This window comes from Caballeronia sp. ATUFL_F2_KS9A, from assembly GCF_023630765.1.
GTDB lineage: Bacteria > Pseudomonadota > Gammaproteobacteria > Burkholderiales > Burkholderiaceae > Caballeronia > Caballeronia zhejiangensis.
In genome coordinates, this window is record NZ_JALQEK010000002.1 from 1 (window position 1) to 13,590 (window position 13,590).

The 13,590-nt window shown below is 65.1% G+C and carries 11 protein-coding genes; 3 read left to right on the plus strand and 8 right to left on the minus strand.

Annotated features, from left to right (window positions below; translation table 11 throughout):
- Positions 1 to 126: 126 nt before the first annotated feature.
- The 3 genes from NCS67_RS02255 to NCS67_RS02265 form a co-directional block, all read right to left on the minus strand.
- Positions 127 to 468, minus strand: coding sequence for a zinc ribbon domain-containing protein YjdM (locus NCS67_RS02255; protein ID WP_008351239.1), 342 nt, complete (start codon positions 466 to 468; stop codon positions 127 to 129).
- 82 nt (positions 469 to 550) lie between these two features.
- Entirely contained in the window at positions 551 to 1,690 is a 1,140-nt protein-coding gene (locus tag NCS67_RS02260) for an MFS transporter (protein WP_250433922.1), read from the minus strand.
- A gap of 22 nt (positions 1,691 to 1,712) precedes the next feature.
- Positions 1,713 to 2,885: an MFS transporter gene (locus NCS67_RS02265; RefSeq protein WP_250433925.1), complete on the minus strand. Its 1,173-nt coding sequence runs from the start codon at positions 2,883 to 2,885 to the stop codon at positions 1,713 to 1,715.
- Positions 2,886 to 3,210: 325 nt separating this feature from the next.
- Here NCS67_RS02265 and NCS67_RS02270 point away from each other — a divergent pair, with 325 nt between their 5' ends.
- The gene (locus NCS67_RS02270) at positions 3,211 to 3,654 is read left to right on the plus strand and encodes a hypothetical protein (protein ID WP_250434582.1); all 444 of its coding nucleotides are present in this window, start codon (positions 3,211 to 3,213) and stop codon (positions 3,652 to 3,654) included.
- Here the strand turns inward: NCS67_RS02270 and pdeM are convergent.
- Genes pdeM through NCS67_RS02290 form a run of 4 tightly spaced genes read right to left on the minus strand, consistent with a single transcriptional unit; the run spans position 3,617 to position 9,575 of the window.
- Positions 3,617 to 4,300 (minus strand): ligase-associated DNA damage response endonuclease PdeM, encoded by a 684-nt coding sequence (pdeM, locus tag NCS67_RS02275; RefSeq protein WP_008351232.1) that lies wholly within the window; start codon positions 4,298 to 4,300, stop codon positions 3,617 to 3,619. The genes NCS67_RS02270 and pdeM overlap by 38 nt on opposite strands.
- A complete protein-coding gene (locus tag NCS67_RS02280; RefSeq protein WP_250433927.1) occupies positions 4,301 to 6,898 on the minus strand; it encodes a ligase-associated DNA damage response DEXH box helicase in 2,598 nt (865 codons plus the stop codon).
- Positions 6,895 to 8,550 carry an ATP-dependent DNA ligase gene (locus tag NCS67_RS02285; RefSeq protein WP_250433929.1) on the minus strand — a complete coding sequence of 552 codons (1,656 nt, stop codon included), beginning with the start codon at positions 8,548 to 8,550 and terminating at the stop codon, positions 6,895 to 6,897. The genes NCS67_RS02280 and NCS67_RS02285 overlap by 4 nt, the downstream gene beginning before the upstream one ends.
- On the minus strand, positions 8,547 to 9,575 hold the full coding sequence (locus tag NCS67_RS02290; RefSeq protein ID WP_034473003.1) for a ligase-associated DNA damage response exonuclease: 1,029 nt from the start codon (positions 9,573 to 9,575) through the stop codon (positions 8,547 to 8,549). The genes NCS67_RS02285 and NCS67_RS02290 overlap by 4 nt, the downstream gene beginning before the upstream one ends.
- Positions 9,576 to 9,810: 235 nt before the next feature.
- Here NCS67_RS02290 and NCS67_RS02295 point away from each other — a divergent pair, with 235 nt between their 5' ends.
- Positions 9,811 to 10,317 (plus strand): plasmid fertility inhibition factor family protein, encoded by a 507-nt coding sequence (locus tag NCS67_RS02295; protein WP_008351228.1) that lies wholly within the window; start codon positions 9,811 to 9,813, stop codon positions 10,315 to 10,317.
- A 106-nt stretch (positions 10,318 to 10,423) separates the two neighbouring features.
- Here NCS67_RS02295 and NCS67_RS02300 read toward each other — a convergent pair whose 3' ends face one another.
- On the minus strand, positions 10,424 to 11,428 hold the full coding sequence (locus NCS67_RS02300; RefSeq protein WP_239295376.1) for a LysR family transcriptional regulator: 1,005 nt from the start codon (positions 11,426 to 11,428) through the stop codon (positions 10,424 to 10,426).
- Positions 11,429 to 11,903: 475 nt separating this feature from the next.
- On the opposite strand from NCS67_RS02300, the gene aspT reads away from it, so the two are divergent.
- Positions 11,904 to 13,586 carry an aspartate-alanine antiporter gene (aspT, locus tag NCS67_RS02305; protein ID WP_250433931.1) on the plus strand — a complete coding sequence of 561 codons (1,683 nt, stop codon included), beginning with the start codon at positions 11,904 to 11,906 and terminating at the stop codon, positions 13,584 to 13,586.
- Positions 13,587 to 13,590: the final 4 nt, after the last annotated feature.

The window sequence follows — 13,590 nt, forward strand, 5'->3', positions numbered from 1 at the left end:
CAGGACGGCGATGAAATCACCCTGCGCGGATGGTGCCAGGGCGAGGGATATCGCGTGGGCTTCGGCGAATGCGCGGGACGGATTTTGCCGGCGCGCGGGTGAAACACCGCGGCCGGTCGTTGCGGGTCAGGCTTTCCTGACGAACTCGGTCTTGAGGCTCATCGCGCCGAAGCCCTCGATTTTGCAGTCGATGTCGTGATCGGCGTCGACGAGCCGGATGTTCTTGACCTTGGTGCCCATCTTGACGACGCCACCGCCGCCCTTGAGCTTCAGATCCTTGATGACGGTGACGGTGTCGCCATCGTGAAGAACGTTGCCCGCGGAATCGCGATAGACCTTCGCGGCGGGCTCCGATGCGGTATCCGTCTGCGCGGACCATTCGTGCGCGCATTCGGGACAGATGTACATGCCCGCATCTTCATAGGTGAATGCCGACTGGCATTGCGGACAGGGAGGTAAAGCGCTCATACGTTTCCTTGATGCCTCGTAGCGGAATTGAAGGCCGGAAAAGTATACCGCCGACCTCGCGCCGAACGACACGCTCGAACTCCTAACCGCGCCGCTCCCACCACGCAGCAGCGAGAAACGCGCACGCGGCCGCCGTCAGCACGCCGATGAGCGCATCGGCGCCGACGCGCTGCATCAGCGTGCCCGCGACGATCGGTCCGCCGAAACTCGCGACGCTCCACGAAGCCCCGACAATCGCCGTCGCCGAGACCAGCGACGGTCCGCGAAAGCGTTCGCCGCACGCGACGAGCGACAGCGTGTACACGCTGCCCGCCGCCGCGCCGGTCACGAAGAGCATCGGCCAGCAGATCCACGGATACGCGATCGCCCAAGGCAAAAGCGGCAGCAGCAGCGCGACGACCACGCCCGCGCCCGCATGCACCTTCGCGCGCCCGATGCGGTCGGCGAGCCAGCCGATCGGGAACTGCATCGTCGTATCGCCGAGCAGGATCGCCGATGCGAACAGCACGCCGATATCCTCGCCGACGCCGTGCGACATCGCGAAAAGCGGCATCAGCGAGAGCGCGAGCGTGTCGAAGAGCGCGAAAAAGCCCGTGCCGATCACGAGCGCGGGCATGCGCGGCAACACGCTGCGCCAGTCGCCGTGCTCGCCTTCTTCCGATGCCAGCGCGTGCGGCGCGCCGCGTATCGATGCGAGCGCGGGCAACGCCAGCAGAAAGATCGCCCCGCAGATGGCAAAGCGCATCGACGGCAAGCCGCCGATCACGCTGACGAGCACCGGGCCCGTCATCTGGAAGAGCGTGAAGTTGGTCGCGTAGATCGCGACGACGCGGCCGCGCGTGGAGTCGTCGGCGAGTTGCGTGACCCATGCTTCGCCGATCGTGAAAAGCAGCATCAGCGCCGCGCCGCACAGAAAACGCAGCACGGCCCACAGCCACAGGTTCACGGTGAACTGCATCGCGATAGTCGAGAACGCCGCGACGATCACCGTGCCGACGATCGTCTCGCGCGCCCCGAAATGCCCCGCGAAGCGGCTCGCCACCGGCGCAACCATGAGCCCGCCGAGCGCCTGCGTCGCCGTCATCCAGCCGACGATGTCCGTGCCAAAACCCGATTGCGTCAGCGCGAGCGACGTCAGCGGCAGCGTCGCGCCGAGCCCCAGGCCGACAACCGCGACGCTCAGAATCAGCGCGAGAAAATCGCGCGAGAGAATGCCTTTCATGCAACGTACCGCCCGAAGGAACTCAGGCGGGTTGTCCGATCGAAAGGCGGCGCGCGCGCTTGTCGAGCGTCGCCGAGAGCAGCGTCAGGCCGAACGCGCTCACCGCCATCAGTACGCCGACCCACGGCAGCGACGTGAGCGGTGCGCCCGCGCCGATCACGCAGCCGCCGAGCCACGCGCCCGTCGCGTTGCCGAGATTGAACGCGCCCTGGTTCAACGTCGATGCGAGATTCGGCGCATCGCTCGCGCGGTTCACGATCAGCATTTGCAGCGGCGGCACGATCGCGAAGGCGAGCACGCCCCAGAAGAAGATCGTGATCATCGCGGCGACCGGCTGATGCATCGTGCCGGCGAAGATCGTCAGAACGGCGACGATCGCGAGCAGGAAGGACAGCAGCGAACGCAGCAGCTTCCAGTCCGCGAGCTTGCCGCCGAGCGTGCTGCCGACCGTCAGGCCGAGACCGAACAGCAGCAGCACATACGTGACCGCGTGCGGCGAAAGGCCCGTGACGTCTTCGAGAATCGGCGTGATATACGTGAACACCGAGAAAAGACTGGCCGACGCGAGCACGCTGATGCCGAGCACCATCAGCACTTGCGGGTTCTTGAGCACGTCGAATTCGCGCAGGATGCTGGTTTCCGGCATCTCGATGTGCTTCGGCAGGCACACATGCAGCGCGCCCGCCGCCGCGACGCCGATCAGCGTGACGACCCAGAACGTCGAGCGCCAGCCGGCCGCTTGGCCGAGCGCGGTGCCGAGCGGCACGCCGAGCACGTTGGCGAGCGTGAGGCCGGTGAACATCAGCGCGATGGCCTGCGCGCGGCGGTTCGGCGCGACGAGATCGGCCGCGACCACCGAGCCGATGCCGAAGAACGCGCCGTGACAGAGCGCGGTGACGATGCGCGCGCCCATGAGCACCCAGTAGTTCGGCGCGAGCGCGCACAGCAGATTGCCGACGATGAACACGCCGATCAGGCTCATCAGCGCCTTCTTGCGCGGCATCTTCGCGGTGACGACGGCGAGAATCGGCGCGCCGACCGTCACGCCGAGCGCATAGCCGGACACGAGCATGCCCGCCGCCGGAATCGTCACCGCGAGATCGCGCGCGACGTTGGGCAACAGGCCCATGATGACGAATTCCGTCGTGCCGATGCCGAACGCGGCAATGGCGAGAGCGAGAAGAGGCAGAGGCATGGCGGAAGAGAAGGAGATGTCACGTCTGGGCGCATCGTCGGATTGAGCGATGCAGGCGCCGAGGCGGAGTTGAAGGCTCGAATTGTACCGAAACGTCATTTTCGACGCTGGTATAAACCCTTATTCCGATCGGCCGATCCATGCTCCGGCCCGAACGGATATTCTTTCTGACGCGGCAGCGGCGCACGACTCTTGCAAACGCTGCGCCGCCATGCGTCAGATGTTTCCGGTAACACGCTCGCGGCCTCGCATTCCTTGCGCGTCGGGGGCGCCGCGCAGTGTTGGTCGCAGTGTTGGTAAAACGCAGCAACTTTTTGAACGAAAGATGTCACTGAAAAAATTCTGTATTCACGCGGCAGCCGCCGGCACGCTGTTCATCGCTACGCTTGCGTTCGCCCAGAGCGACGCCGCCGGGCCCATCGCAACGCAGGCGGGAACGCTGCACTTTCTCCGCGATGAATCCGGCATGGCCGCGGTCATCGACAAAGAGGTATTCGATCGCTTCGACGCGAAGCGCGTCGTCCATTTCGATGAAACTTCCGGCACGAGCGACACCGTCACGCGCATGCTCGTGCAGACCGGTTCGGGCCCGATCCTCTACGATTTCCGCCGCCATCCGCCGCTCGTGCAGCGCGCCGGCCAGCGCATGACGGTCAAGCGCGTGTTCTGGCAAGGCGAGGAGGTGGTGATGCAGTCGAATCTCGGCTGGTACCGCTTGCAGCGCGGCAAGCTCACGAAGCTGCAATCGTCGACGAACGTCTATCACTGAGCGGGAACACGCGCTCGCCCGCGATCACGTAGAGCGCTTCGCCGCGCACGCCGCCGTTGACTTCGAAGCCGCCCGTGAACGCGCCGAACGCCGGCAGCACGCCCGCGCGAGGGCCGAAGCGGAAGCACGGTAGACGCGCGCTGTCGACGCGCGTCGCGAGCCGGTACACCGGATGCTCGTGTCCCGCGAGCGCGTAAGCGCCATCGACCGTCTGCGGATGATGGCAAAGCGCCCACGGTCCGAGCGCGTGCGGTTCCTTCACGACATCGACGCCGAACAGCGCGGGCAGCGCGCCCGCGTGCCTGTCGTGATTGCCTTCGACGAGCACGAGCGCGAGTTCGCGATGCTTCGCGCGCCACGCGGCGAGGGCGTCGAGCGTCTCGTCGGCGTGGGATTCGCGCGCGTGCAGCAAGTCGCCGAGAAAGACGATCGATTCCGGCCGATGCGCCGCGACGAGCGCATCGAGCCGCGCGAGGCTCTCGCCGGTCGTGCCGACGGGCACCGGAATGCCGCGCGCGCGGAACACGGCGTCCTTGCCGAAGTGCGCATCGGCGATGAAAAGGCTTCGGGCGTGCGGATCGAACGCCGCGCGATCGGCGGATAGGACGAGCGCGTGGCCGTTTACATCGATGGTCAAAGCTTCCATTTATGTCTTCGCCGCCTTCTCCAGATCCGCGAGCATGCGCTCGACGCGATCCGAGAGCTTCTCCGTGCTCACCTTTTCCCGCAAGCGCGCGACGATCAGCGGAAACGCGAACGGCGTGGGCTTCTTCGGCGCATGCAGCGCGAGGCGGCTCGCGCTCATGCGTTCGAGCGCCGCGCGGATGCGGCCGAGTTCGAGTTCCTGCAACATCACTTCCTGATCGGCCTGCGCAAGCAGCAGATTGCTGCTGTCGTGCTTGCGAAAGACTTCGTAGAACAATCCGCTCGACGCCTGCAATTGCCTCGCGCTTTTCTGCTGTCCCGGATGCCCCTGATAAATCAGCCCCGACACGCGCGCGATTTCGCGAAAACGCCGCGCCGACAATTCGGATGCGTTGAGGCTCGCGAGAATGTCGTGCTCCAGATTCTCCGGGGAAAAAAGCCCTTCCGCGATGAGCGTCTCCCAGTCGAACGGTTTTGCCGACAGCAGTTCGAAGCCGTAATCGTTCATCGAAATCGAAAACGTGCTCGGCTGATCGCGTGCGACGCGCCATCCGATCAGCGATCCCAGGCCAATATGCGCCATGCGCCCCGCAAACGGATAGCAAAAGAAGTGATGACCTTCGCGCGAGCGCACGCGTTCGACGACGAGCACGCCCGGCCCCGGCAGCGCGGACCACTTCGCCTGCAAATCGAGCAGCGGTTTGACGGCGCGCATTTCCGGCTCGTCGTAGATGCCGTCGTTGGCGCGCGCGATCATCACGAGTGCGGCATCGGCCAGTTCGGACGACAGCGGCATCTTGCTGCCCGCCCATTGCGGCATCGCCCCGCGCGATGAAGTCGCGCGTTTCACATACGCGGTCATGTCGCGCACGCGCACGAGTTCGAGCGCGCGTCCGCCGAAGGTGAAGACATCGCCGGGCTTCAAGCGCGAGATGAACGACTCCTCCATCGCGCCGATGCGCCCGCCCGTCATATAGGCGACGTTGATGGTTGCGTTTGCAACTATCGTCCCGACGTTGTTGCGATGCCTGCGCACGAGGTCTTCGCGCGGCACGCGATACACGCCGTCATCGTCCTTCACTACGCGATGAAAGTCCGGATACGCCGCGAGCGATGCGCCGCCGCGCTCGACGAAAGCGAGCGCCCAGTCGAATTCCCGCTGCGTCAGATCGCGATACGCATACGCGCTCTTCACTTCGTCGAGCATGTCGGCGGGCGTGAAGCCGCCGCCGATCGCCACCGTCACGAGATGCTGGACGAGCACGTCGAGCGGCTTCAACGGCATGTCGCGTCCTTCGATGCGCCGCTCTTCGATCGCCCAGCGCGCCGCGGCCGCTTCGACGAGTTCGAGCGCATGCGTCGGCACGATCGTCACGCGCGATACGCGGCCCGGCGCGTGCCCCGAGCGTCCCGCGCGCTGCATCAGACGCGCGACGCCTTTGGGCGAGCCGATCTGAAACACGCGATCGACCGGCAGAAAATCGACGCCCAGATCGAGACTCGACGTGCACACGACCGCCTTCAGTTGCCCGTTCTTCAAGCCGAGTTCGACCCAGTCGCGCACTTCCTTGTCGAGCGATCCGTGATGCAGCGCGAGCAAGCCGGCCCAGTCGGGCCGCAATTCGAGCAGCGCGCGATACCAGATTTCCGATTGCGAACGCGTGTTGGTGAAGACGAGCGAGCTTTGCGCGCGCTCGATTTCGTCGGCGACGGGACCGACTTGCCGCACGCCGAGATGGCCGCCCCACGGGAAGCGCTCGATGGTTTCGGGAATCAGCGTATCGACGACGAGCGTTTTCGGCTGCGCGCCACGCACCACGACGCGCGGCGTCTTCACCGGATGCAGCAACGCATCGTGCGCGAGCGCGAGATTGCCGAGCGTCGCGGACAAGCCCCAGATCTGCAGATCGGGACGCCAGCGCGCGAGCCGCGCGATCGCCAGTTGCGTCTGCGTGCCGCGCTTGTTGCCGAGCAGTTCGTGCCATTCATCGACGACGATCATGCGCAGATGCTTCAGTTCTTCTTGCGCGTTGGCGCGCGTGAGCATCAGCGTGAGGCTTTCGGGCGTCGTGACGAGCGCGGACGGCATCCGGCGACTCTGACGCGCGCGTTCCGTCGATGACGTGTCGCCGGTGCGCAGCCCGACCGTCCACGGCACGTTCAGCGCAGTGACGGCGCTTTGCAGCGCGCGGGCGCTGTCGGCGGCGAGCGCGCGCATCGGCGTGATCCAGAGGACGGTGAGCGGCGCGGGATTCTTATCGGCTTTCGATGACCGCGCGAAAGCCGCGAGCGCCCCGAGCCACACGGCCCACGTTTTGCCCGCGCCCGTCGTCGCGTGAAGCAGGCCGCTCGCGCCACGCTCGATCTCACGCCACGCTTCGCGCTGAAATTCGAACGGCTGCCAGCCGCGCTCGTCGAACCAGCGCGCGATGCGTTCGTCGATTGGCTTTGCAGCTTCGTTCGCGTCGTACGCGAAAGGCGCGGGCGTGAAGGATTCGGCGGCGGCATCGAGTTTTGCCTGCGCCGCACGCGTGCGCGGCACGCGTCGAGGTCGCGGCGCGCGGTGCCTGCGCTCGCCGGCCGATTCGGACTCGCTCATGCCGTGGCCTCGTTCAGAAAGCCCTTGAGGATGTCGAGCGTATCGGCGTCTTCGATTTTTTTATCGGTGCGCCAGCGCAGCATGCGCGGAAAGCGCACGGCGATGCCCGATTTGTGACGCGGGCTCGCCTGTATGCCTTCGAAGCCGATCTCGAAGACGAGCGTCGGCGTGACGCTTCTCACCGGCCCGAATTTCTCGATGGTCGTCTTGCGCACGATCGCATCGACCTGGCGCATTTCTTCGTCGGTCAGTCCTGAATACGCTTTTGCGAAGGGCACGAGCGTGCGCATGCCGTCGGCTTCGTCCCAGACGGCGAAGGTGAAATCCGTGTACAGGCTCGCGCGCCGGCCGTGACCGCGCTGCGCATAGAGCAGCACGGCGTCGATCGCATACGGATCGATCTTCCACTTCCACCACGTTCCCGACGCCTTCGTGCGCCCGACGCCGTACATCGACGCGCGTTCCTTCAGCATGAATCCTTCGACGCCGCGCGCACGGCTTTCGTCGCGCAATTTCGCCAGTGCAGTCCAGTCGGATGCCGTCACGACCGGCGACACGCGCAAGACATTCACCGCAAGCGACGACGCGAGCGCGTCGAGTTGCGCGCGCCGCGTGTGCAGCGGCTCCATGCGCAGATCGCGGCCATCGATTTCGAGCAGATCGTAGGCAAGCAGCGCGGCGGGGGAATCGGCCAGCACTTTCTTCGTGAGCGACTTGCGCGTGATGCGCGGCTGCAGTCGCGCGAAGGGCAAGGGCGCGTCCGCGCCCGGTTCCCACGCGAGGATTTCGCCGTCGATCACGGTGCCGTCGGGCAACGCTTCGCCGAGCGACGCGAGCTCCGGAAAGCGCTCCGTGACGAGATCCTCGCCGCGCGACCAGATCCATACGCGGCCCGCGCGCTTCACGAGCTGCGCGCGTATGCCGTCCCATTTCCATTCGACGATCCAGTCGTCGGGCGAGCCGAGCGTCGCCGGATCGGCCTGCAGCGGATGCGCGAGAAAGAACGGATACGGCAGGCCGATATCGCTTTCGTGCGGCGTGTCGACGTCATCGCCTTCTGCTGCCGGCGCGATCAGCCGAAGATAGCGCGCGGCGCTCGGCTTCTCCCGCGAATCGGTCCAGCCGACCATCCGTTGCGCGATGCGCTTATGATCGACGCCCGCGACCTGCGCGAGCGCGCGCACGACGAGCTGCCGCGCGACGCCGACGCGAAAGCCGCCGCCGATCAGCTTCGTCAGCAGGAAACGCTCGCTCCAGTTGAGTTCGTCCCAGTAACTCAGAAGCCGCTCGCGCAATTCGGACGGATCCGCGCCGCGCAGCGTGAGGATGCGTTCCTCGATCCATTGCGCGAGTCCGAGCGACGATTCTCCCGACGCCGGCGGCAAAACGTGCGCGATGGTTTCAGCGAGATCGCCGACCGCCTGATACGACTCTTCGAAGAGCCACTCCGGCAAGCCCGCGCGTTCGCGGGCGAACTCGGTGAGCAGGCGCGTCGGCACCGACTGGCGCGGCTTGCCGCCTGCGAGAAAGTACGACGCCCACGCGGCGTCTTCGGCTTGCGCGCCCGAGAAATACGCGATCAGCGCTTCGAGCTTTTCGTTCGTCGATGTCGTCGCGTCGAGCGCGGCGTAGAGCGTCGCGAAGCGCTTCATGATGTTTGCGCCATATCGGCTTCGATGGCGTCGTCGCCGTATTCGGTCGTGAACGCGCCCGCATCGAGGCCTTGCTCGTTGAGCCAGCGCACCATCGGCTCGATCTGTCCGTGCGTGACGATCACGCGCTCGGCGCCGCTCGCACCGATGGCGAGCTGCAGGCCGGGCCAGTCCGCGTGATCCGAGAGCACGAAGCCGCGATCGACGCCCTTGCGGCGCCGCGTGCCGCGCAGACGCATCCAGCCGGACGCGAAGGCATCGCTGTATTCGCCGAAGCGGCGCATCCAGGTGCTGCCTTGCGCGGACGGCGGCGCGACGATCAGCGCGCCCTTGAACGCGGCCTTGTCTTTCGCGGCGATCTCGCTGACGAGGCGCGTCGGCGGCAACGCGACGCCCGATTCGCGATACGCGCGATTGAGCGGCTCGACCGCGCCGTGACAGAAGATCGGACCGATGGCGGCATCGACGCCCGCGAGCACGCGCTGCGCCTTGCCGAACGAATAGCAGAACAGTACCGACGCGCGGCCTTGCGCCGCGTTATGCCGCCACCATGAGTCGATGCCGTCGAACACATCGCGCGAGCTGTCCCATCGATAGATCGGCAGCCCGAACGTCGATTCGGTGATGAACGTATCGCAGCGCACCGGCTCGAACGGCGCGCAGGTCGGATCGGGCTCGACCTTGTAATCGCCGGACGCGACCCACACGCGGCCCTTGTGTTCAACGCGCACCTGCGCCGATCCGAGCACGTGCCCGGCAGGATGCAGCGAGACGCGCACACCGTTCACGACGATTGCTTCTCCGTAAGCGAGCGCTTGAACATCGATGCCCGGCAGCCGCGACAGCAACACGCCGACGCCCGGCTCGGCTGCCAGGTAATGCGTGTGCCCGAAGCGCGCGTGATCGGCATGCGCGTGCGTGATGACGGCACGTTCGACAGGCCGCCACGGGTCGATATGGAAGTTGCCCGGCACACAGAAAAGACCCTCGGGCCGCGCGACGATGAGATCGGAAGAAGTGTCCACGAGTCGTTGATCGGTGCCGTGAATGAAAGTCACATGACAAGCGATCTCGCAGGCTATGTCCATGTGTTCGATTCTGGCAACAAAAGCACATGCCGTGCCCGTCATGGCGCTTTCACGAATTGCGTCTAGGGTGTAAAAGTTTGTTTAGCCCGAGCGCCTGTTCAGCGGCGGTCGTTCAGGCTGCTTGTCAGCGAAACACGCGCGCACGGGGCGCGCGCGCCGCAGTCTTCTTCCTATGCCGAACATGGACACGATGGTTGCGCCGACCGCCGCAGAAGCGGTCTGGATCGTCAGATTGCAGAGCCATCCGCAGTACGACTTCGTGCGGCTGAAGCGGGTGTTCACCGACCATGGCTCGCGTCATCAGGTCGTGCTCGTCGACGTGAGGAAGCTCCTCGCGTGCGCCGATCGCGACGACACCGACTACGTGCTCAAGGCCGTCGACGACTGGCACGCGGGCAAGGTGCGCGGCATCCGCGAGTTTCTCGATCCGGACAATCCGCGCGTGCCCGAAATGCCCTACGTGACGATCAGCGTGCGCCGCTCGCCCGGGCTGCTCGGGTTGCTGGGCGTGCATCGGGAAGGTGTCGTGGCGTTTCGCAACGGCCAGCATCGCGCGCGCTACATGGCCTATGCCGGCGCCTTGTTGATGCCGGTTGAAGTGCACGAGCGCGAGGCGTCCTTGCTGCGCGAGATGTGCGCGGCGCCGGATGCGTCGAATGCGGAGTACGGGGAGGGTTGAGCGCCGCCCGATTCGGCGCTGGACGAAGCTTAGTTGTGCGGTGCGATCGGGAGATTGGGTCAGACGGCGGTAAAACGCCGTGCTGGCCCTTGTGCTTGCTATGGCTTCAGTTGGCGGTCGCGGTCGCGTTGCGCAACGCCTGCATCGGCATCATCGCCGGCATGGTCGGGCGGATGATTTCGTCGGGACGCGTGCCGCCTTGCGCGGTGAATTCCCGGCCGAGATAGTCCAGCGCATAGTCGATGAAAAAGCGCGTCTTCGCGGGCAGATATTGCCGCCCCGGATATACGATCGACACTTTCATGTCGGGGTCGTCGATCGAATAGCCGTCGAGCAGGCGGACGAGCGTGCCGCTTTCGATGTCCGCCCGCACGATGCCTTCGGGAAGAATCGAGAAGCCCATGCTTTTCAGCGTGGCGAGACGCACCATCAGCGCGTTGTTGACCGTGTAGACCGGCGCGAGCGTGACCTGATCGGCGGCGCCGTGACGATGCCGGAAATGCCAGGTCTGGCTGCGCATTTCGTTCGGCAGTCCGACGGACGGCAACGTTTGCAGATCGGTCGGCGTGGCGGGCGTGCCGTGCTCGGCGACGAACGCGGGCGTCGCGACCGTCACGAGCGCGCTGGTGCCGACCGGCCGCTCGATGAGCGCGGTGCTCGACACCATGAACGCCGTGACGATGCCGACGTCATAGCCGTCCTCGACGAGATCGACATGGCGCTCCGCGAGCGTGAGCCGCACGTTGACCTTCGGGTACACCTTGCGGAAGCCGTCGATGAGCGGCGTCAGCGTGAGCAGCGAAAGCGCGCTGGATGCAACGACGCGCAAAGTGCCGCTCGGCTCGCCTTCGGTGTGCGTGACTGTGGATTCCAGATGATCCAGTTCCTCCAGCAACGCGCGGCAGCCCTCGAGATAGCGTGTGCCCGCTTCCGTGAGAGACAGATTGCGGGTAGTGCGGTTGATGAGACGTGTTCGCAAATGCGCTTCGAGCATCGCGATTGCCCGAGTCACGAGCGCATTCGAGACATCGAGTTGTTGAGCAGCGCGGCGAAAACTCTCCGTGTCTGCCACGCGCACGAACACACGCATTGCATGGATCTGATTCATCATTTAGCCCTCTCAGGTTTTACCACACGGGCCGGACATGTTGTTCTAGGACAACTTTGTGTCCGGTTCTTGAATCTCGCGTTAAGTCGATAATATTTAGGGCTAACCAAATTTGCAATATCAAATTTCCATTGAGCGATAAATTTACCGCATCGTTATTGCCGCTGTTAATAGCGAAGACGCATGTTTCGAAAACTAATTTAGCGCTGTTCGAAATGCGATATGTACGAAATGCATGTATTTCGTAAATCTTTCGCGGATTAGGACTGTATGGTTAATTTGCTTAAAAAACGGCATTTTCTGCGCGCTTTCCGCGTGCGAACGCATCGAAGTAACACTCAAGGCCGAAAGAGATTTTATATATCGCCCGGTAAATGCCGATAAAAACTTTTGGTGCAAACCCGTTTCTCTTTTCGGATATTGATGGATATATCGATGCCGCGATTACGTTCGAAATTCGAAAACACGGGTTGACGTCATGATTTGGACTCTGCTTGCGGCGCATCCTGAAATCGCCCTATTTTCGAGCCTCGCTATTGGTTATCTCGTCGGGTCCGTGAAGCTCGGCCCCATTCAGCTCGGCGGCGTTTGCGGCACACTCGTCGTCGCGCTGATTCTTGGACAAAGCGGCGCGCGCATTTCACCCGATCTCAAGAACATCGCATTCGCGCTCTTCATCTTCGCGCTGGGTTTCACCGGCGGCCCGCAGTTCTTCGCGAACATCGGGCGCGGCTGGCGTTACGGCGCGTTGTCGATCGTCGAGATCGTCGTCGTGGTCGCGCTCGTGCTCGGCGCCGCCGTCATATTGAAACTCGACGCGGGAACGGCGGCCGGCTTGCTTGCCGGCGGCGCGACGGAATCCGCGGTGATCGGCACGGCGTCGGAGGCCATCGGGCGGCTCGGCCTGTCCACGACAGATACCGCGCGGCTGCAGGCGAACATCGTCACCGCTTACAGCGTGAGCTATCTGTTCGGCCTCGTCACGATCGTGCTGTTCACGAGCCAGTTCGCGCCGCTCATCCTGCGCGTGAATCTGCGCGACGAAGCGGAGCGCGTGTGGCGCAAGCTGGGCGGCGACGGCGCGCTCGGCACCGGGCAGACGCCCGCCGCGCCGCCGCTCGCGGGCCGCGAGCTAAGGGTGACGGCCGCCGCGGGCCTCACCGTCGGCGACCTGGAGAAGCGCTTTCGCGACAACATCAGCGTGCAGCGCGTGCAGCGCGACCGCTCGGTCATCAAGCCGCAAGCGGCGGTCATGCTGAAGGCGGGCGATCTCGTCGTGGTCGGCGGGCGGCGCGAGGCGCTGGTCGAGGCGATTCCCGCGATCGGCGAGGAAGTTTTCGGCAACGGCGTCTCCGATGTCTATGTCGAACGCACGGATGTGATGCTCACGCGGCGCGAACTGCACGGCCTCACGCTCGCCCAGGTGCGCGCCCGCGCCGCGCCCGCCGACGCCCACGGCGTCTTCGTCGCGGCCGTGACGCGTCTCGACAGCACGATTCCCGCGCTCGCCGGCACGCAGGTGCATCGCGGCGACGTGCTGACGCTCATCGGCAACAAGGAGGATGTCGCGCGCGGCGCGGCCAGGCTCGGCTACATCATCCGCGCGACGCAGAAGACCGACTTCGTGTTCCTCGGGCTCGGCGTGCTGCTCGGCATCGCGGTCGGGCGGCTGTCGGTACATGCCGGCGACATCGATCTCACGCTCGGGACGGGCGGCGGCTGCCTGCTCGCGGGGCTGCTGTTCGGCTGGATCCGCTCGCGTTATCCGCTGACCGGCTCGCTGCCCTCGGCGGCGGCGCAGATATTGAAGGACTTCGGCCTGTGCACGTTCATCGCGGCGGTCGGGCTGTCGGCGGGCCCGGACGCGTTGCGGCTCGTTCGCGAATACGGCATCGCGCTGCCGGTCGCGGGCATCGTCATCACGCTCGTGCCGGCGCTCGCGTCGCTCTTCATCGGACGATGGCTGCTCAAGCTCGACGTGCCGATGCTGCTCGGCGCGATCGCGGGGCAGCAATGCAGCACGCCCGCGATCAGCGCGCTCGTCGGCGTGACGGGCAACGCGACGCCGATGATCGGCTACACGATCACGTATGCGCTCTCGAACGTGCTGTTGCCGCTGCTCGGCCCGGTGATCGTCGGGCTCGCGAGCAAACTGGGCTGACCGT